The organism is Brevibacillus panacihumi, from assembly GCF_003710985.1.
GTDB classification, from domain to species: domain Bacteria; phylum Bacillota; class Bacilli; order Brevibacillales; family Brevibacillaceae; genus Brevibacillus; species Brevibacillus panacihumi.
Genome location: NZ_RHHT01000005.1, coordinates 35,481 through 53,115, shown reverse-complemented (window position 1 = coordinate 53,115; position 17,635 = coordinate 35,481). Strand labels below are relative to the sequence as shown.

General features: G+C 50.9%; 24 protein-coding genes. 3 read left to right on the top strand and 21 right to left on the bottom strand.

All coding sequences use genetic code 11. From position 1 onward, the window contains the following. Nucleotides 1–72: 72 nt before the first annotated feature. The 4 genes from EDM58_RS04465 to EDM58_RS26130 are packed head-to-tail and all read right to left on the bottom strand — an operon-like array spanning nt 73 to nt 1,657. Nucleotides 73–804 carry a hypothetical protein gene (locus EDM58_RS04465; protein WP_122912288.1) on the bottom strand — a complete coding sequence of 244 codons (732 nt, stop codon included), beginning with the start codon at nt 802–804 and terminating at the stop codon, nt 73–75. A 21-nt stretch (nt 805–825) separates the two neighbouring features. Beyond that, nucleotides 826–1,167: a 2Fe-2S iron-sulfur cluster-binding protein gene (locus tag EDM58_RS04460; protein ID WP_122912287.1), complete on the bottom strand. Its 342-nt coding sequence runs from the start codon at nt 1,165–1,167 to the stop codon at nt 826–828. 16 nt (nt 1,168–1,183) lie between these two features. Further along, the gene (locus EDM58_RS04455; protein WP_122912286.1) at nt 1,184–1,480 is read right to left on the bottom strand and encodes a 2Fe-2S iron-sulfur cluster-binding protein; all 297 of its coding nucleotides are present in this window, start codon (nt 1,478–1,480) and stop codon (nt 1,184–1,186) included. Between the two features lie 12 nt (nt 1,481–1,492). Next, nucleotides 1,493–1,657, bottom strand: coding sequence for a DUF2768 family protein (locus EDM58_RS26130; protein ID WP_281275079.1), 165 nt, complete (start codon nt 1,655–1,657; stop codon nt 1,493–1,495). A 159-nt stretch (nt 1,658–1,816) separates the two neighbouring features. Here EDM58_RS26130 and EDM58_RS04445 point away from each other — a divergent pair, with 159 nt between their 5' ends. Next, nucleotides 1,817–2,308: a hypothetical protein gene (locus EDM58_RS04445; RefSeq protein WP_122912285.1), complete on the top strand. Its 492-nt coding sequence runs from the start codon at nt 1,817–1,819 to the stop codon at nt 2,306–2,308. 119 nt (nt 2,309–2,427) lie between these two features. Here the strand turns inward: EDM58_RS04445 and EDM58_RS04440 are convergent, their stop codons facing one another. The 17 genes from EDM58_RS04440 to prsW form a co-directional block, all read right to left on the bottom strand. Then, on the bottom strand, nt 2,428–2,697 hold the full coding sequence (locus tag EDM58_RS04440) for a stage VI sporulation protein F (protein WP_122912284.1): 270 nt from the start codon (nt 2,695–2,697) through the stop codon (nt 2,428–2,430). A gap of 72 nt (nt 2,698–2,769) precedes the next feature. After that, nucleotides 2,770–3,804 (bottom strand): NAD(P)H-dependent glycerol-3-phosphate dehydrogenase, encoded by a 1,035-nt coding sequence (locus EDM58_RS04435; protein WP_122912283.1) that lies wholly within the window; start codon nt 3,802–3,804, stop codon nt 2,770–2,772. Nucleotides 3,805–3,864: 60 nt separating this feature from the next. After that, nucleotides 3,865–4,470, bottom strand: coding sequence for a glycerol-3-phosphate 1-O-acyltransferase PlsY (gene plsY / locus EDM58_RS04430; protein WP_122912282.1), 606 nt, complete (start codon nt 4,468–4,470; stop codon nt 3,865–3,867). A 16-nt stretch (nt 4,471–4,486) separates the two neighbouring features. After that, nucleotides 4,487–5,800, bottom strand: coding sequence for a ribosome biogenesis GTPase Der (gene der, locus EDM58_RS04425; protein ID WP_122912281.1), 1,314 nt, complete (start codon nt 5,798–5,800; stop codon nt 4,487–4,489). Between the two features lie 58 nt (nt 5,801–5,858). After that, on the bottom strand, nt 5,859–6,038 hold the full coding sequence (locus EDM58_RS04420) for a capping complex subunit for YIEGIA (RefSeq protein WP_122912280.1): 180 nt from the start codon (nt 6,036–6,038) through the stop codon (nt 5,859–5,861). A 23-nt stretch (nt 6,039–6,061) separates the two neighbouring features. Next, entirely contained in the window at nt 6,062–6,955 is an 894-nt protein-coding gene (locus EDM58_RS04415) for a YIEGIA family protein (protein WP_122912279.1), read from the bottom strand. 5 nt (nt 6,956–6,960) lie between these two features. Next, a complete protein-coding gene (locus tag EDM58_RS04410; RefSeq protein ID WP_122912278.1) occupies nt 6,961–7,599 on the bottom strand; it encodes a YphA family membrane protein in 639 nt (212 codons plus the stop codon). A gap of 76 nt (nt 7,600–7,675) precedes the next feature. Further along, a complete protein-coding gene (gene fni, locus EDM58_RS04405; protein WP_122912277.1) occupies nt 7,676–8,728 on the bottom strand; it encodes a type 2 isopentenyl-diphosphate Delta-isomerase in 1,053 nt (350 codons plus the stop codon). A 75-nt stretch (nt 8,729–8,803) separates the two neighbouring features. Next, complete coding sequence (gene rpsA / locus EDM58_RS04400) at nt 8,804–9,976, bottom strand: 30S ribosomal protein S1 (RefSeq protein WP_122912276.1); 1,173 nt, start codon at nt 9,974–9,976, stop codon at nt 8,804–8,806. A gap of 176 nt (nt 9,977–10,152) precedes the next feature. Then, the gene (locus EDM58_RS04395; RefSeq protein WP_122912275.1) at nt 10,153–10,758 is read right to left on the bottom strand and encodes a lysophospholipid acyltransferase family protein; all 606 of its coding nucleotides are present in this window, start codon (nt 10,756–10,758) and stop codon (nt 10,153–10,155) included. Beyond that, nucleotides 10,755–11,426 carry a (d)CMP kinase gene (gene cmk, locus EDM58_RS04390; protein WP_122912274.1) on the bottom strand — a complete coding sequence of 224 codons (672 nt, stop codon included), beginning with the start codon at nt 11,424–11,426 and terminating at the stop codon, nt 10,755–10,757. Before cmk ends, EDM58_RS04395 begins: the two co-directional genes overlap by 4 nt. 157 nt (nt 11,427–11,583) lie before the next feature. Then, nucleotides 11,584–11,766, bottom strand: coding sequence for a hypothetical protein (locus EDM58_RS04385; RefSeq protein ID WP_122912273.1), 183 nt, complete (start codon nt 11,764–11,766; stop codon nt 11,584–11,586). A gap of 21 nt (nt 11,767–11,787) precedes the next feature. Continuing rightward, complete coding sequence (locus EDM58_RS04380) at nt 11,788–12,471, bottom strand: flagellar brake protein (protein WP_122912272.1); 684 nt, start codon at nt 12,469–12,471, stop codon at nt 11,788–11,790. Nucleotides 12,472–12,569: 98 nt separating this feature from the next. After that, on the bottom strand, nt 12,570–13,946 hold the full coding sequence (gene ypeB, locus EDM58_RS04375) for a germination protein YpeB (RefSeq protein WP_122912271.1): 1,377 nt from the start codon (nt 13,944–13,946) through the stop codon (nt 12,570–12,572). 33 nt (nt 13,947–13,979) lie between these two features. Then, nucleotides 13,980–14,483 (bottom strand): cell wall hydrolase, encoded by a 504-nt coding sequence (locus EDM58_RS04370; RefSeq protein ID WP_122912270.1) that lies wholly within the window; start codon nt 14,481–14,483, stop codon nt 13,980–13,982. Between the two features lie 165 nt (nt 14,484–14,648). Further along, nucleotides 14,649–14,819, bottom strand: a complete 171-nt coding sequence (locus EDM58_RS25610) for a hypothetical protein (RefSeq protein WP_183187418.1) — start codon at nt 14,817–14,819, stop codon at nt 14,649–14,651. Nucleotides 14,820–14,839: 20 nt separating this feature from the next. Then, complete coding sequence (prsW, locus tag EDM58_RS04365) at nt 14,840–15,514, bottom strand: glutamic-type intramembrane protease PrsW (protein WP_122912269.1); 675 nt, start codon at nt 15,512–15,514, stop codon at nt 14,840–14,842. Between the two features lie 84 nt (nt 15,515–15,598). Between prsW and EDM58_RS04360 the strand changes: the two genes are divergently transcribed. Together EDM58_RS04360 and EDM58_RS04355 are read left to right on the top strand one after the other, a co-directional pair. Beyond that, complete coding sequence (locus EDM58_RS04360; RefSeq protein WP_122912268.1) at nt 15,599–16,570, top strand: asparaginase; 972 nt, start codon at nt 15,599–15,601, stop codon at nt 16,568–16,570. A 197-nt stretch (nt 16,571–16,767) separates the two neighbouring features. Continuing rightward, a complete protein-coding gene (locus EDM58_RS04355) occupies nt 16,768–17,559 on the top strand; it encodes a DUF817 domain-containing protein (RefSeq protein ID WP_183187421.1) in 792 nt (263 codons plus the stop codon). The last annotated feature ends 76 nt before the right edge of the window (nt 17,560–17,635 follow it).

Genomic DNA, 17,635 nt, shown 5'->3' with positions numbered 1-17,635 from the left:
GTACAAATATATGTCTGTACATCGCAACTAGAACAAAAAAAACGACTCTATTTACGAGTCGTTTTTCTTTCTTTATTTTAATTTCAGCAATTTCGGCTGGTCCCCATCCATCGTGTAAGGAAATGATTTGGCCGGCACGAAGCTGGATTCCCGCGCCATGACGTAACGCGGATCTGTCCGTTCCTGAACAGTCGCCTCGCTCTCTCGAAGAACAGTGGCGATGTCGATGGCATAATCGATGCCAACCTCACCTTTGCCGTTCATGATCAGAGGCAGGAGGTAATTCCCGGCCGTACCCGGCACCTGTGTCTCCTTCATGCCGATTTTGCCAAAGTCGATAGAAAAATAGCCTTCTCCCAAATCTGCCTTGATCGGCAGCTTGTCGTCATTTTGATAGCGATAGCTGTCTACCGCCCGCTGGACATCTGCCACCGTGCTGACGGAGGGCAGATGGATCAGTCTGACGGCAGGATTGGTTTCCACGTCAATCAAAACGTATTTATAAACCCCGCCCTTTTCAAAGGCATTGCCCGGCGCGTCCGGCATGTATTTCGGGATCAATTTGCGAAACTCAATCTCGTACTTCTCAAAAATCGGTGTATTCATGTCTTTGGTCACGATCGGCAGAACGGATGTATCCGCTTTGAACTGATCAATCGCTTTTTGCGTCTGCTCCAAAAAAAAGGCGCTCGGCATCTGGTTCTCCGCCCGTCTTTCATCCGGATACAGGCATCCCGTCAATGCTGCGGATACCAGAATCAATGCCACTATCAGGTACTGCCATTTGCGTGATGAATCCCCCATCTTCTCTATGCACCTCTTGCCTCAATCTTCATTTTCTTCCCGTTGCCGCTGCAAAGCCGCCTGTACCACCGACTTCAGCCTGTTTTCCGGGATGCGTACAATACAATCCTGCTGCGTCGCCTTCGCTTGACACCCTAATCGGACGCCTTGCGCGAGATCTTGCGCCGAAAGCTTTCGCAGCTCCAACTCTGTCGGTGCTGTCAGTTCTCCCTTTTCCAGGACGATACGGCACATCAGACAGGACGCATGACCGCTGCAGCGTTGCGGAATCACGACGCGTGCCGAACCCGCTGCACTGACTACCGACTGCCCAGCCCTCGCCTTGATCGATTTGCCGGTTGGTAAAAAGGTCATTTTCCCCATCAATCACTGCTCCCAACTAATAAGGCCGATGAGCAACCGTCACATCGCCGTCTTTGACGAGTTGAATCTGGCAGCCCAGCCTGTACCCCTCGGCTCGCTCTGCTTTTCGCAAACGCAGCTTTTCTTCTTTGGTGACTTCATTCAGCAGCTCTGCCCCTTCGACCACAAAGGTACGACACTGTGCGCACACACCGCGCTGGCAGGCATGTCCCCAGACGATTTTGTGCTGTTTGGCCAGTTCCACGATGGTTTTGCCTGTCTCTGCGGGAACTGTGTGGCTCCCTGCGCGTGTCTGCATCGTAAGTTGTCCCACTACTGCTCCCCCTTACACAAAAATAACGATGAGGATTAAAACAAAGATTGTAATCAGCATCAGCAGACCGAGCGTTCTAAACAAGAAACGGAGCCAGCCGTTTTGTGTTTTTCGAGAAAAAATCATAAGAAAATTACAGACGAACATCAGCCCCATCGCGACAAAAGAGATGTTCATCTTGGTGATAGGATCAATATACATCTACCCTGCAGCATCCTTTGCATTTTTGGTTTCATTATACCATACTTCACCATCCTGCACCTGACGGATGTGAACCTCCAACTAGACGTTCGCATAGACTATTGTGATGAATTCGCCTATTGGAGGGATTGCAGAATGAGTAGCAAACGGAAATGGCGAAATCCCTATGCTCCCATCCCCAGCAAAAAACTGAATGATCAGGCAACGGACGTCTCCCTTGCCGTAACGTCCAAAAAGGTAATCCCCGCAGTCGATCTGCGCACTTCCGTATCCAAGATGCGCAATAATATTAAAGGGATTAGTACAACCATTCGGCAAGTGGAACAAACCATGGACACGCTCTACGGCGCCATGGAAATGTTCGAGAATCTGGGAAAACGCTCAGCCGAAAAGGCGCAAGCAACAGAAAAGACGGCCAACAAGAAGAAAGCAGCCGTACAGCCCGCCCGTACAGCCAGCGAACCGGTGACGGAGCCGGAACCAGAAGAAAGCAACAGCAGCGTCAATAATCCGCTGGCGAATATCGACATTAGCCAATTGCTCGGATTGCTGCAATCTCCACTGGTCCAGAATTTGCTGAGCCAAACGTTCGCCAGCAACGGCAAGCAACGAAAAAAAGAGGGGTGATTCCCCTCTTTTTTTCTTGTTTCTGTAGGTCAGCCATGTCCCTGTAGAGCCATGATTGTTCCTAATGTTACTGTATGACGGTTTGCTTCGCATGCAACGGTCATAATCGCCCATTTCTCTTACCTGAGCAGCTTGTTTAAAGAGGAAAGATCCTGGAGATTGATTTCCTTGTCCCGAAACATCTGAATGATCTTGTCCTCGCGTTCGGGTGTCAGTTGTTTTCCGGTCAAAGTAGCCAACGACTGAATCATTTGACGAAGCTTGGTTTCATCTTCAAAATCGCTTTTTTTCACCTGACTGGCTATTGCTTGCAGCTTGCCTTCATCTACCTTGCCAGCCAACTTCCCTTGCAGACTATCCAGGAAACGGCGAGATCGATTGTTGTTCATACAAAACCTCCTCCTGCATCTGGGCTTTCACCCTATCTTATGTGCAGGAGCCTAATTGTGTGAGGAGAACTGCTACGAACGATCCGCTTCTGGATTCAGATAGCTCATTTCAAAGGTTTTACCGCGTCCCATCAGTTCTTCCACACCTTGTCTGGCTGTCTTTCCTTCGAACAAGATCCCGTACAACACTTGTGTGATCGGCATTTCTACCTGTTCTCGCTGAGCCAGCGCATAGGCGGCGTGGGTGGTGCGGACCCCTTCCACGACCATGCCCATTTGCTCCAGGACCTCATCCAGATTCTTACCTTGGCCGAGCATATAGCCCGCACGCCAGTTGCGAGAGTGCTTGCTCGTGCAAGTCACGATCAAATCCCCGACTCCGGCAAGACCAGCAAATGTCAGGGGCATGGCCCCCAGCTTGATCCCCAGACGGCTTATCTCCGCGAGGCCCCGCGTCAAGAGAGCAGCTTTGGCATTATCCCCATAGCCCAGGCCGTCGGACATTCCGGCGCCGAGTGCGATAATATTTTTCAAAGCGCCTGCGATTTCTGCCCCAACCAAATCCGGGTTGGTGTAGACACGGAAATTTTGATTCATCAGCAAATCCTGCGCCCGCAGCATGCTTTCTTCATTTTCAGATGCCACGACTACCGTTGTCGGCTGTTCGCATACCACTTCCTCGGCATGGCTCGGTCCCGTAAGGACTGCCAGGCGGGAGGCAATCTCTGGCGAAAGCTCTTCTGCGATCACTTCGGACATCCGCTTCAAGCTCTCCAGCTCAAACCCTTTAGTCGCATGCAGCAGCCAGACATCCGGGTCAAGATAAGCAGCCATGCTTTTGCAAACCTGGCGCATAGCGTGCGAAGGAACAGCAAGCAGCACGACAGGCGTTCCCGCCACTGCTTTCTCCAGGCTTGACGTGGCGACGATGTTGGCAGGAAGAGTCGCCTCCGGAAGATATTTTTGATTACGATGTGTTTGGTTTACTTCATCCGCCAATTGGGCATCACGCACCCACAGCGTCACCTGATGACCGTTTTTGGCCAAAACAGATGCAAGTGCTGTACCCCAACTCCCAGCGCCAATCACGGCGACGTTTTGAATCAAGAGCGCTCCCTCCACTATTTCATCTCGGCTTGCTCCCGTCGATACCACCCAGGGCAATGACTACCCCAGTTTCCGATGTGATCGATCTCCCAGTTTTCGCTCGTTCCCTGCAAGAAGATTGCGGATATTGTTATAATGCCGAATGTAGGCAAAGACAGCGAGCGCCAGACTGGTCCAAACAAAGGCGTTTGGCTTGTCCAACAGGTAAATCGCAATCGGGAGAGCCGATACCAGAATCAGCGATCCCAGCGATACATAACGCGTTATCGCAATCGTGACCACGGCAAGGACGGCACCGATGAGGAAGGCGAGGGGCGAAAAGCCAAGCGCCACACCCAAAGTAGTGGCGATTCCTTTCCCCCCGCGAAATCCGAAAAAAATGGGCCAGTTGTGACCAGCGATGGCAAACAACCCTGAGATGGCATAGGCGACAGGGTCTCCGCCTGTCAACAGGTGGGTGATACCCATCGCCAATAGTCCCTTCGCCGCATCCAGCAACAGAACAAGGATTGCCGGTCCTTTGCCGAGCACCCGCAATGTATTCGTCGCGCCTGCGTTGCCGCTCCCGTGAGAGCGGATGTCGATGCCGGCAATTTTTTTGCTAATGAGATAGCTGAAACTAATGGATCCAATCAAATAGCTGATCACCCAGGATAGTAACACCATGACCCTTTCCCTCTCCCTACGTTTTTTTCCGGGTCCAGATACGTACAGGCGTGCCTTCAAAGACAAACGCTTCACGTATTTTATTCTCTATGTAACGCTCATAGGAGAAATGCATCAGCTCCGGATCATTCACGAATAGGATGAATGTCGGAGGCTTCACTGTTGCTTGTGTCGCATAGTTGATTTTCAATCGTTTGCCGCGATCAGATGGCGGCGGCGTGCGGATCGTGGCATCCGTCATCAAATCGTTCAGTACGGACGTCGGCACTCGCATCGAATGCGCTTCTGCTACCTCGTTTACCTTGGGCAGAATCGTATGCACCCGCTGTTTGGATTTGGCCGACACATAGAGGATCGGCGCATAGTCCAGATACTTGAACTCTTCCCGGATCAACTCGGTAAATCGCTGCATGGTTTTGTCATCTTTTTCCAAGGCATCCCATTTGTTCACGACAATGATAACCCCGCGCCCCGCTTCATGGGCATAGCCGGCGATCTTCTTGTCCTGCTCGATGATGCCCTCTTCGCCGTTGAGGACTACCAGCACGACGTCCGAATCCTCAATGGCCCGCATGGCCCGCATGACGCTGTATTTCTCCGTGTTTTCGTATACCTTGCCGCGCTTGCGCATCCCGGCGGTATCCACGAGAATATAGCTTTGGCCATCCCGCTCAAACGGGGTGTCGATGGCATCGCGTGTCGTCCCAGCTACATCGCTGACGATGACTCGTTCTTCACCCAAAATGGCATTGGTCAAGGACGATTTGCCGACATTTGGCCGACCGATAATGGAGACGCGGATCACGTCTTCCCCAGTTTCATCCTCATCAGGGTCCGGGAAGTGCTTGACGACTTCCTCCAGCATGTCCCCAAGTCCAAGTCCGTGGCTTCCAGATATCGGAAACGGCTCGCCAAGGCCAAGCGTGTAGAAATCGTAAATATCAGCCCGCATTTCCGGGTTGTCTACTTTGTTTACGGCAAGGACAATCGGCTTTCCCGTGCGATTCAGCATGCGCGCCAATTCCAGATCGGCATCTGTCACACCTGTTCGACCATCTGTAATCATGACAATGACAGTCGCTTCATCAATCGCCAGCTCCGCCTGATAACGCATTTGCGTGAGAATTTCGTCGGTCTCGCCAAATTCAATACCGCCGGTGTCAATGACATGGAAGGAGTGGGTCAGCCACTCTCCCTTTCCATACAAACGGTCACGGGTTACTCCCGGCTTGTCCTCCACGATGGCGATGCGCTCGCCGATCAATCGGTTAAAAATCGTGGACTTGCCCACGTTGGGTCTCCCCACAATGGCTACCACTGGCAATCCCATAGTTGACAACACTCTCTCTCGTTTTCTGTTTTTGACTAGCTAATCATACCATACACTCCTAATGCCGAACAATGACCAGGGTATCTGCTGTCACCTCATGCACCATCCCGTCCAGAATTTTTTCCAGAAGGAAGGCGATCTGCTGCTGTTCCTGTTGATCTGAACAAAAAAAGATGGGAGCACCGCCAGCGACCCGGTCCTTGTTCAACGTAATGACAGCAAGGATGCTGCTGAGCATGTCCTGCACCTCCTGCATGCAGATTAGTCTTGCTTGGCTTTCGTGGGCTTCCTATAGACACTCTCCAGGATTGGCACTGCTCCGATCACCGCCCGCGCTTTCTCCATGTCCTTCACCTGCGGTAGCAGGAACACGCCTAAACGTCCTGTAGCCATATCCCTCTTGGCCAGCGGCGTCAAGGAAGGCTCGCCTGTATCCATGTAAACGCCAAGCTGTGTCGAAACATCGTGGAGTATCGCTTGCCTCTGTCCCGGCTGGGAGATCGTCACTTTTGCATTGGGGTCCTTCGGGGAGAGGATCATGCCCATGCCATGCTGCTGAATGACTTTCTGCGCTTCCTCGAGACCGACGTTCATGATGTAGATATCGCCTACATACAGATCCTTCCCCTCTACTCTCACCTCAGCCGGCTCGATGTCCACGATCAGCGACAGCGTCTTGCCGGACATCAGAAACTTTGCGATCAGAAGCGTAATGATTCCGGCGATGATACCGCCCCACCAATGAAAGAACACGGCCGCGAGGGTTGTAACCAGCGAACAGAAGATGACCAAGTAATTTCGTCCTTCGAATACCAGCGCGATCCCCTCGATATAAGGGCCTCCCCGGGGTACCAGCTCTTGCTTGTCGATCTCGGTCAAGGTCGTCCGCTCCATATTGCGCACATCCCGAAATTGCTGGGCCGCCACGGTCAAAAAGGTAACGGCTGTGTAGTTTTCCTTGAGTAATGCGGGAATGGCTACAGAGCCGAGAGCAGCCGCTATGACCCCCAGTGCAACCTGGATGATTTTCCCATGCGGATAGGTCGGATATTGACGGTAATCGGTGCGAAGCAAGTGGATCCTGCACATAATCCCGAATGTGAATCCCAGCAACAATGGCACGAGAAATTCACTCGCCAGCAATTCTTTGAACAATCTCGTCATCCCCTACGTGCATCTGATTTGGAGGGTTCGGCATGACTCCACCCGATCCAACGACAAATCCACAACCAGACAACTCGGAAACAAAACCAGAAGGAAAGAGAGCTCCAGATCAGATCTTGTGCGAACTCACTCCCAAGCTGACAGGTTCCGGACATTTTCCCGAAGTACAATCCGTAGATTGCATCTGCCAGCACGATAGAGAGCAAAAGGCAAAATAACTGCGATACCCCCCGCCTGTTGATGATCACGGCTGCGACAATCGCCACTGTCGGCAATATGATCCGCTCGTCCCAAAACAACAAGATTGGATCGGTAAAAAAAATCCAACGAAGCCAAAACAAAATCCAGGCCATGACGATCGCAGCAAACAGATGAAAGCGGCGCCTTTGAGCGGGGATCTGGACGTACAGCCAGCCGGAAAAAAGCAGCGGCATAATCGTTCCACTCAAGCTGATCTCGACAGGTGCAAAAGCGAGTGTCCAACTCACGAACGAGCAAACCAGAAAAGCGACGAGGATGGCCAACATTCGTCTTCTCGACAGGTTTAGCTCACGTAAAAGAAGATCGAAACTTCCCATCCAAACGAGGCAGATGAGGCACCACTGGATGAGAATCGCAACTGTCCCTTCGTTCATGTTCATCTCCTCAAGATGTGGTTGTCTCCCCAAAGTATGCCTCATCAGGCAGTCTTTCATGTGGTTTGAGAATGGCTCAATCTCGATTGGCCCACCCCGCTAAATCGATCTTTCGCTGCTGGGCATACGTGCAAATACGTTCGGAGAAAATGAGTGGAACGCTTGAAAAATCCTTCACCTGGGTGATTCCGAGAGCTGTCATGGCTACTCGGACTTGATGGTGCCATTCGTCAACTGCATGTAACGCGCCTTCTATGGATTGGGTTTGGACAATGCGCAAAAACCCGCCGGCGATCCCGACTGCATCCGCACCCAATGCCAAGGCTTTGGCTACATCCAACCCATGCCGAATGCCGCCTGTCGCCACGAAGGCTGTTCCGCGATTCATCCATTCCCGTGCCTCCAGCAAGCTCTCGACTGTCGTTAAACCCCAATCGTCAAACATCGGAAGCGGTTTGCTTCTGCGCATATTTTCTACTTTGGCAAAATTGGTGCCGCCGCGTCCTCCGACGTCAATCATCGGGATCCTGATGTCCATCAGCTTCCCAATCGACTCTTTCGTCATGCCGAAGCCCACTTCTTTGACGAGAACAGGTACGGGGACCTGTTCCGAAATGCGCTCCATTCGCTCCAAATAACCGGTAAAGTCCCGATCTCCTTCTGGCATTAACAGTTCCTGCATCACATTGAGATGAATTTGCAAACCATCTGCCTCCAGCATCTCCACAGCCGCCAAGGCCTGCTCTACTGAAGCTTCTGCACCGATGTTGGCGAAAAGAATGCCGTTCGGATTCTCTTTTCGTACGACACGGTAGCTGTCACGGACGGAAGGGTCGCGCAAAGCTGCCATTTGTGACCCAACTGCCATCGCCAGTCCTCTTTCTCTTGCTATGATCGCCAAGTTCCGATTGATGGTTGTCGTAGAAGCAGCGCCGCCGGTCATGGCATTGATAAGGATCGGAGAAGAAAGGCGAAAGGAGCCCATGGTTGAATCAAGGCTCGTGTTACCATAATATATATTCGGTAAACTGTTGGGGACAAAACGAATCTCGTCAAAGCCGTTTGTCTGCAGTTCATTCGTAGCCAACGCATGCTGAATATGATCCATTTTACGCTGAGAACGATCCATCGATCTGATTCCCCCTCTTCTGTTCCTGTACAAAAAAGGGATACGCCTAAGCGTATCCCCCACACTTCCTGCTTTTTACTTGAACTTGTCTTTCAAATCACCGAAGAGTTCGCCCAAAGTAACGCCCATTGGCTGGTTGTTCTCTTGTTGGAACTGTTGCTGTTCCTTTTTGCTGGCGCGTTCCGCTTGTTCAACACGATCTTCTTCCACGGCGCGAATGCTCAAGCTGATGCGCTGTTCTTGTGGAACGACATCCAGGACCTTCACCTGAACCTCCTGGCCTTCCTTCAACACTTCTCCAGGTGTGTTGACGCGGCGATTCGCGATTTGCGAGATGTGCACAAGGCCCTCAATGCCAGGAGCCACTTCTACAAACGCGCCAAAAGAAACCAGACGCTTCACCGTTCCGCTGACGATGGAGCCCGCTTTAAATTCTTCCGCCACATTGGCCCATGGACCTGCTTGCGTTTCCTTGATGCTCAGCCCGATGCGCTCGTTCTCCTTGTCGACCTTCAGTACCTTTACGGTCACCTTGTCGCCTTCTTTTACGACATCAGAAGGTTTTTCGACGCGGTTCCAGGCCAATTCGGAGACGTGCACCAGTCCGTCTACTCCGCCAATATCAACGAATACGCCGAAATCTGTCATGCGTTGTACCGTACCTTCCAGAATTTGTCCTGGTTGGATGGTATCCAGAATCGATTTCTTTTTCACTTTCACTTCTTCTTCCAGAACAGCTTTATGGGAGAGGATCACTTTGTTCTTTTCTTTATCCATCTCTACTACTTTCAGGCTCAGTTCTTTTCCTTTGTAGTCGGAAAAGTCTTCGACAAAGTGGCGCTCTACCATGGAAGCCGGGATAAATCCACGCACGCCCACATCGACAACGAGGCCGCCTTTTACAATTTCCTTCACGACCGCGTGGATCACTTCGCCGTTTTGCATTTTTTGTTCCAGGTCGGACCAGGCGGATTCCATCGCAACAGCCTTCTTGGAAACAACGAGTTCTTCTTTATCATCGTTAAGCTTGATGACTTTTACTTCAAATGTGTCACCGACCGCTACCTCATCGGCAACCTTCTCCACGTGCAGCGGGGATAGCTCGCTGATCGGGATCAAGCCGTCATATTTGTAGCCTACATCTACAAGCGCTTGTTTGTCCTCTACTTTTGTCACTGTCGCTTTTACGACATCTCCTACGGAAATTACGTTTGCATCCGTTAGGCTAACATTCGTTTCTTCCATCATCATAAAGACCTCCTTCATACCATCCAGTCCCCAACTGTCCGTTAGTGGCGGAATTCTCCTACCATCTTGCAAGAAGCGGGAGCATGTATATTTTTAACTGACGCCTTGAAGGCAGTTCAGTTAGCTGACGAAGCCATTTCATTCCAGTACAGGTAGTATTCTTCCCTTTGGAGATTCTATACCGAGACCTTGGAACGATGCTGTTCGTGAAGAGAGCGGATCTGTGCCATGATCAGATCCGTCGTTTCCTTCAGCGTATCAGAACCTGCTTTGGCCTCACGCAAGGAAGTCAGGTCAATCGGTTTGCCATAGACGATCTTGATTGGCCGAAACGGGCGATACGGGCCAATGATCGCTACGGGCACTACCGCTGCCTGCGATCTCAGAGCAAACATTGCCACACCGGGCATCCCGGCGCCGACCTCTCCTGTTTTGCTCCGTGTGCCTTCTGGAAAAATTCCCAAGATTTTTCCTTCTTCCAACAATTTTAAAGTGGAGCGAATCGCTGCTCGATCCCCTGCTCCACGCTTGACAGGAAATGCCCCAAACTTGGTGATCAAAAAGGAAAGGACAGGGATCCGAAAAAGCTCTTCCTTCGCCATGAAAAAGACCTGCCGTTCAATCCCGGAACCCAGGAGAGGAGGGTCCCAAAGCGAGATATGGTTGGCGCAAAGGATCACTGGGCCTTCCTTAGGTATATGTTCACGCCCGATCACTTGCCAACGGAAGACAAGCGAAAATATCGTGCGGAAAAAGCCTCGGAATAGACGATAATAACTCACTGGCTCGACTCTCCCACTCGCTCGCAGATTTCCAGAATGCGCTCCGCCACCTGATCGATCGTCATGCCTGTCGTGTCGACTAGGACGGCATCCTCCGCCTGACGCAACGGCGCCACCTCTCTGTTCATGTCTCGCTGATCACGCTCGGCAATCTCTCGCTCCATTTCGGCCAGGTCCGGGTCGAATCCTTTATCGCGCAGTTCTTTCCATCTTCTCATTGCCCGCTCTTGAATCGAAGCGGTCAGGAAAATTTTCACCTCAGCATCCGGCAACACATGCGTCCCGATGTCACGACCGTCCATCACGACCTTTCCTTGGACGGCGAGGTTGCGCTGAAGAATCAGCATTTGCTCGCGCACGGCTGCATAACTGGCTACAACGGAGGCGTATTGACTAACATTTGGCGTGCGAATCCATTCTGTCACATCCGTATTGTTCCAATAGACATGCTGTTCGCCTTGTATGCGACGCAAACGGATGTCATTTTCTTGCAAAAGCTTTGAAACGACTGACTCGTTTTCAATCGGCAAGCCTTGATCAAGGACCGCCCAGGCCAAGGCGCGGTACATGGAACCTGTGTCGATGTACAGGTAGTCCAGCTTGCCGGCCACCATTTTCGCCACCGTGCTTTTTCCCGCTCCCGCTGGTCCATCAATGGCAATATTCATACCTTCTCACCTGCTATGTACTGTAGTCCAAAAAGGGAACATAAGAAAAAATTTGGTTGACGCCAAATCAAGGAAAAACAAGAAAAGCTTCTGTCGAAGCCTTCTTTCCCACATATGTCTTTTTCATAGTACCATAGGATGGTAACATGCGCAAACCTTACGGAGCCTCTGAAACCCCTTCCAGTCTTTGCGTCTCAATCAAAAACGCTCGAGCCGGATCGTACTGAAACAGCACTTCGCTGCCCACCAGCACGATAAAACAGATCACGATACCAGCGATGATGACCTTCTCGATTCTTTGAGAAAAACGACGGAATCTCTCGTTGTAGCGGCTTGTCATGATGTCCCATCCTGTCTGGTGTCACTCAATAACACCCTTTTTGCGCAATTCCAATTGTCTTTCATAGCAGGCCCGTACTACCTTGGCCCGATCAGCTTCGCTTATTTGTATAAATTTCCCAGAAATCCACTGCTGCATTCCCTTTTCTTCAGCTGGTTTTTGGCGCACTACCTGCAATTCAGCAGAAGCATGCTGCACTGTCCCCGCTTTATTCGGCAGGGAAATCCACACCTGGATTCTGTCGTTTTCTTGTATGGTGTAGGAATCTTTGCAAGTAAACGAAAGTCCTCCTCCGCTCACATCCACCGTTCGAGTGAGAAAATGATAGTTGCGTATGGGATCGTTCAACTTGACAGCAATATCGAGCGAGGTATCGATGCGTAAATAATTGCGCCTCTGTGTACGGCGAATGTCCCCTTTCTCCGGCAAACCGAGCAACAAGACTGGAAGCGGCTCGCTTTGTCTGCCTACGATCGAAGTCTGGAACTCGTACCGCGACCCATCCTCACCCAGGTACCATACGAGGCAAGGTGTACCGACTTCGAGTAATTCGGTTCTCCCCGTGCTCTCGCTGGTAGGCAGCTCGATGGAGGCAATTCCTTCTTTACTGTCTGTGATCCTGCTCTTATAGGAGTGAGCGAGTATTTCTTCAGAGGAACTGATTACGTTTAGTCTTACTGTTTGTCCAATCCGCGGAAGCATCATTGCAGCGTTCCTCCCTTTCCCTCTCATGCTCCCATTATATACCCTTGTCCACAAACGGAAAACAGGGAAAGCCCCTTTTTCAGGCTTCCCCCGGAGTTTTATCGAGTCCCATGCGGCTGGTTGCCCCCGCCTGTGATCATTTTGACTACCTCTTCCTCATCCCCTGTTTCGGCGTTGATGTAGATCAAGTAGGTATTTCCTTCGTAGTTTCCGGTCATCTCCCAGGCAAGGACTTCATTGCCATCGCTCTTCCCTTCAATCATGGCGAGTCTCTGGTTTGTAACCTTCACGGCAGGATTCACCTGTTTTCTTGCTTGTTCCTTGCTGATTTTCGGCTTTGGAATCGTCCGTTTTTTGTTGTTGAACAGGTATTCAGTCGAATTGAACGCATGTACGTTCCCAGTATCCAGCGCCACTTCGACGACTACGGAATCAGGATAGATGCGGACACCATCTTGCACGGGAACGAATGTAAAGACAGCGGAGCCTTGATAGTTGTCCACCTCCGAAACTTCCATATCCCCGTAGCCATGGGCCCGAAGAAATTTCTGGCCGCTTTTGCGGGCTTGCTCAATGGAGATTTTCTCTTTCCCGATCTGTCTTTCATCCATCAGCCAAACGACCTTGCCGCTGCGCTTCGTCACATCCATGTTGATCGAGCTTCGCTCATTGGGGGTATGAATACGAACGCTATACGCGGAGTATCCCTCGCCTTTTCCGTTTTCGTCTACATCTACGCGGACCCCTTTGCCCTCCTGCTTGCCGACGAAATCCAAAGCGATCCTTTTTGCTTCTTCCTTGCTGATCTTTTTGCCGTCAATGCCCTTGATCCTCATTTGCTTCTTCTTGTCGAGACTCTGAATGCCGGCTCCCCAATCCAGTTCCGGATACTCCTGGACTTTTTTCTCGATTGTTTTGAAGCCATCGATAATCGTATTGTCTGATTTTTTGTCATCCGAGGCCAGCGCCGTCTCCACATCCATCCAGCGCAATTGCTTGTCAATCACATTCCCCTGCACTTTGCGAAGCTGGTCTTGAATGTCGGCCGCATGCTTGTGCAGACTTTTCAAGGTCCCGTATTCTTTCTGGCTCAGTGGCTCTTTATTCAGATCACGAACGGCTACCCGATGGGAAAAATCAGCTACGCGCGACAGCATCTCTTCTGTTTTGTTGAACGGCATCAGCGTGAGCGGCAGCTGCCCTACGTCCGATTGAGCAGCGTAAGCCAGTCTCCAAACATTCGTCAACGTCGGTGTCATCTGCTTTCGGGAGTTTACCACCAATGCTTTCCCCAACTCGTCATGGAGCTGATCGACGTGGTAGGTCAAATCGTGGAATGCCCGTTGATACGAGTTCTCCGCTTTGATCAAAATTGAATTTTTCTCATTGTGTTCCTGATAGCCCCACATTCCGGCTCCGACCAACGCTACGATCGCTACGGGAAAAAGAACGCGCGACACTGCTCCGTATACCATCCCTTTCCACTCCTCCTCTTCTTATGCTTTCGATTAACGACAGAAAATGTGTTTGCCGATTTTCTTGGCTTGCGGTCGACTCCAGATCCATTGGGAAGTCGCGGTCGCGGGGTTGAAATAATACGTGCAGCCACCGGTCGGGTCCCAGCCTTTGAGGGCGCTTCGTACAGCCTTGCTCGCGTTCTCGTTGGGCTCAAGCCAGATCTGTCCATCCGCTACGGCAGTAAACGCTCTTGGCTCAAAAATAACGGCAGACGGCGTATTGGGAAATGACGGGCTCTTAACCCGGTTCAAGATGACAGCCGCCACCGCTACCTGTCCCTCGAACGGCTCCCCCCTGGACTCCCCGTACACGGCATTGGCCATCAGCCGCAGATCGTTGTCGGAGATTTGGGAGGCGTGGAATTTCGTTTGATTCGCTTTGCTCTTCGCCACCTTGTTCACTACCTGATTTTCTATGGATGACAGAAGGGTTAATCCGGAAAGTACGACTGCGGCGACGACCAATGCAATACCTGCGAACCAGATTTTTCGCATGGTTGACCCTCCTTGGCACGTATTGAAATCTTTGCATAGTGTTAGTGGAGGATCGGGCGTTTATGCATGAGATCTGGCATGGGAAATCGCATCCAATGAGGGTCCAGAAAAAGGAAAAAGCCCGTGCATACGGATGCACCGGGCTTTCTGTGTCTTCCTTGCCTATTATTCATAAAATTCCTGGATGAAAAAATGCTGCTCATTGTCATTATCGCACAGGCATTGCTTGAAGCCTGTCTCCACCTGTCCCCCAGGCTCTCGTCGACCTCGCAGCGTAAATGTTTCTCCGCAGGCATTGCAGCGAATCAGCACTTTGGCACGTTGAGTTTTCACCACGACTTGTCTCCTCCTCCCGTTTATTGTGGACGGGAATAGAGATTTTTAGAACCGTGTTCATGCGCCCGCTGCACTTTTTTCATCCCTTGCCACCACAGGAAAATCATAAACGGAATGATGGCGAGCAGCCAATTTTGAATGGCCAAAAAAATAGCGTTATAAAGCGCATGCAAACAAATAGGAAGAATCAGGGAAATCCAAAGAAAGAACCGTTGTGACTGCACAGACTTTGTGAATTTTGCCTTCCCCAGATAATAACCCATCCACACAGCGAACAGAGCGTGGCTGGAAACTGGCAGCAGCGCGCGCCAAAAGGCGACGTTTGTCCCATTGATAATGAGATAAAACAGGTTTTCCAATGTAGCAAAGCCCAGTGAAACCGCTACGGCGTAAACGATTCCATCATAGGGCTCATCAAATTCCACGTGCTTGTAAGCTGTAAAAAAGATAACCATCCATTTGAAAAACTCTTCTACGACAGCCGACTGAAATACTTCTGCGACGATTGTGTCCCGCCAGTACCATTCATTTTGCATGATGTATTGCAGCACCATGATGGGAATCACAAGCAGCACCCCAAAAATGAAGGAGCGAATCACCATCGATATCGGTTCCGGTTCAAAACTGTCACGCAGGTAAAAATAACTCATGATGGCAATACCGGGGGCTATAGCAGCTCCGATCAACGCGATCATCCGTGTATTACTCCTTTACACAAGGCTGTTATTCATCGTACCATGAATACTGATTCATGAAAACCCGGTACAGGAGAAGAGATCATGTCCAAAAAAGTACTCGTGTTAAATACTGGCGGAACAATCGCCATGTCTGTAGACGATTCGGAGGGCGTTAAACCGCTTGACGATCAAGCGGTCAACAAGATTCTTCCATTTTTAACCCGCTATGCCGATGTGACGATGAAAAACGTCCTGAATCTCCCAAGTCCGCATATCACCCCCTCTTTGATGAACTTCCTCCGCCTGGAGATTGAAGCGGAGCTGGCTAATGGAAACTACGATGGCGTGGTGATCACTCATGGAACTGACACCCTCGAGGAAACGGCCTATTTTCTTGATCTTACCTTATCTCATCCTGTGCCAATCGTGGTTACGGGAGCCATGCGCAGCAGCAATGAGCTAGGGGCAGACGGTCCCGTCAATCTCATCTCGTCCGTGCGCACGGCCGTCGATCCAGAAAGCGCAAACAAGGGCGTGCTGGTCGTGTTCAATGACGAGATACACGCAGCCTGTCACGTCACGAAGACGCATACGAGCAATATCGCTACCTTTCAATCACCACAGTACGGTCCAATCGGAACGATTTTGAAAAAGCATGTCCAATACCACCACGCTCCCCTGGTCCGCGAACATTACACCATATCTCACGCAGATGCCAATGTCCCCCTGATCAAAGCGGTAGCAGGCATGGACCCGGGCTGGTTGCGTTTTTTACTGGAAGAGCCGATCGACGGTCTGGTCGTGGAAGCATTCGGACTGGGCAATCTGCCCCCCGCCATTATTCCGACACTCCAGCAGGTACTGGACAAAGGGATTCCCATCGTTCTCGTCTCCCGCTGCTACAATGGACAGGTGCAGGATGTCTACGACTACGAAGGCGGCGGCCGTCAATTGAAAGAAATGGGCATTGTGTTCTCCAACGGGCTCAATGGCCAAAAGGCAAGGATCAAACTGATTGTCGCCCTGCAACAAACCCGTGACGCCAAAACCATGCAACAATGGTTTGATAAATAGAAGAATCACCTTCTGCAGCGAAAACCCCCTTATATTCAGGGGGTTTTTATTGAAGCTGTTTGATCCGTTTGAATGTTTAAGAACTAAGAGCATGGGTGTTATAATACTGGAATGAACGATCTGGGGGGAGTTTACATGAATCGTATGATTGGCTTGCTAAAACGCGGATTGACACAGGGAGCAGAGATCTTTACGTGATCCGGTATATTCGCCTCCTCCTTCATTTTGGCTACCAAGAAGCTATGTCGTGTCTCTTTCCAGTTTTTATTTTCGCTTCGCTAGCGCTGTCCAAATACATCACCATTCCCGGTCTTGCGCGGTATGACTTGCTTTTGATCCTCTGCCTGCTGTTTCAAATTTTCATGGTCAAAAGCGGACTGGAAACACGGGATGAACTGAAGGTCATCACGGTTTTCCACTTGATCGGACTGGCACTGGAGCTATTCAAAGTACACATGGGCTCGTGGTCGTACCCGGAGGATGGGATTAGCAAAATTTTTGGGGTCCCGCTGTACAGCGGATTCATGTACGCCAGTGTCGCCAGCTATTTATGCCAGGCTTGGCGGCGGCTCGACGTCAGCTTGACGGGCTGGCCCAAGCCGGTGTTTGCCGTGACGCTCGGCTGCGCGATCTACCTCAATTTTTTTACCCACCACTTTCTGATCGATGTGCGCTGGGTTCTGATGGCTGCAATCTTTCTTGTGTTTTGGAACACGCGGGTATTTTTCCGCGTCACCCACGAACGCTTCTTCATGCCGCTTCCCCTCGCCTACTTTTTGATCGGCTTTTTCATCTGGATAGCCGAAAATATCGCCACCTTTTTCGGCGCGTGGTATTACCCGAATCAAAAGTCTGGCTGGGAGCTGGTTCATCTCAGCAAGATCAGCTCGTGGTTCTTACTGGTAATCGTCAGCTTCATCATCGTGGCGGAGCTCAAGCATGTAAAGGAAAGAAGGTCCCATTCTTTTGATGCAAACCAGGCGCAGTAGGCTTTTCCAGCAAACTGTGTCCGCGAACGGTTGAGCACTGCTCAGAGCAAAAAAAAAGATAGCTTTTCCCTTAGCC

Excerpts from the sequence above, each read along its gene's own strand:
- EDM58_RS04465 (WP_122912288.1), bottom strand. The coding sequence starts at position 804 with ATGGGGGATTCATCACGCAAATGGCAGTACCTGATAGTGGCATTGATT.
- EDM58_RS04460 (WP_122912287.1), bottom strand. The coding sequence starts at position 1,167 with ATGGGGAAAATGACCTTTTTACCAACCGGCAAATCGATCAAGGCGAGG.
- EDM58_RS26130 (WP_281275079.1), bottom strand. The coding sequence starts at position 1,657 with ATGAACATCTCTTTTGTCGCGATGGGGCTGATGTTCGTCTGTAATTTT.
- EDM58_RS04445 (WP_122912285.1), top strand. The coding sequence starts at position 1,817 with ATGAGTAGCAAACGGAAATGGCGAAATCCCTATGCTCCCATCCCCAGC.
- EDM58_RS04440 (WP_122912284.1), bottom strand. The coding sequence starts at position 2,697 with ATGAACAACAATCGATCTCGCCGTTTCCTGGATAGTCTGCAAGGGAAG.
- plsY (WP_122912282.1), bottom strand. The coding sequence starts at position 4,470 with ATGGTGTTACTATCCTGGGTGATCAGCTATTTGATTGGATCCATTAGT.
- der (WP_122912281.1), bottom strand. The coding sequence starts at position 5,800 with ATGGGATTGCCAGTGGTAGCCATTGTGGGGAGACCCAACGTGGGCAAG.
- EDM58_RS04420 (WP_122912280.1), bottom strand. The coding sequence starts at position 6,038 with ATGCTCAGCAGCATCCTTGCTGTCATTACGTTGAACAAGGACCGGGTC.
- EDM58_RS04410 (WP_122912278.1), bottom strand. The coding sequence starts at position 7,599 with ATGAACGAAGGGACAGTTGCGATTCTCATCCAGTGGTGCCTCATCTGC.
- fni (WP_122912277.1), bottom strand. The coding sequence starts at position 8,728 with ATGGATCGTTCTCAGCGTAAAATGGATCATATTCAGCATGCGTTGGCT.
- rpsA (WP_122912276.1), bottom strand. The coding sequence starts at position 9,976 with ATGATGGAAGAAACGAATGTTAGCCTAACGGATGCAAACGTAATTTCC.
- cmk (WP_122912274.1), bottom strand. The coding sequence starts at position 11,426 with ATGAATATTGCCATTGATGGACCAGCGGGAGCGGGAAAAAGCACGGTG.
- EDM58_RS04385 (WP_122912273.1), bottom strand. The coding sequence starts at position 11,766 with ATGACAAGCCGCTACAACGAGAGATTCCGTCGTTTTTCTCAAAGAATC.
- EDM58_RS04380 (WP_122912272.1), bottom strand. The coding sequence starts at position 12,471 with ATGATGCTTCCGCGGATTGGACAAACAGTAAGACTAAACGTAATCAGT.
- ypeB (WP_122912271.1), bottom strand. The coding sequence starts at position 13,946 with ATGGTATACGGAGCAGTGTCGCGCGTTCTTTTTCCCGTAGCGATCGTA.
- EDM58_RS04370 (WP_122912270.1), bottom strand. The coding sequence starts at position 14,483 with ATGCGAAAAATCTGGTTCGCAGGTATTGCATTGGTCGTCGCCGCAGTC.
- prsW (WP_122912269.1), bottom strand. The coding sequence starts at position 15,514 with ATGATCGCGTTGATCGGAGCTGCTATAGCCCCCGGTATTGCCATCATG.
- EDM58_RS04360 (WP_122912268.1), top strand. The coding sequence starts at position 15,599 with ATGTCCAAAAAAGTACTCGTGTTAAATACTGGCGGAACAATCGCCATG.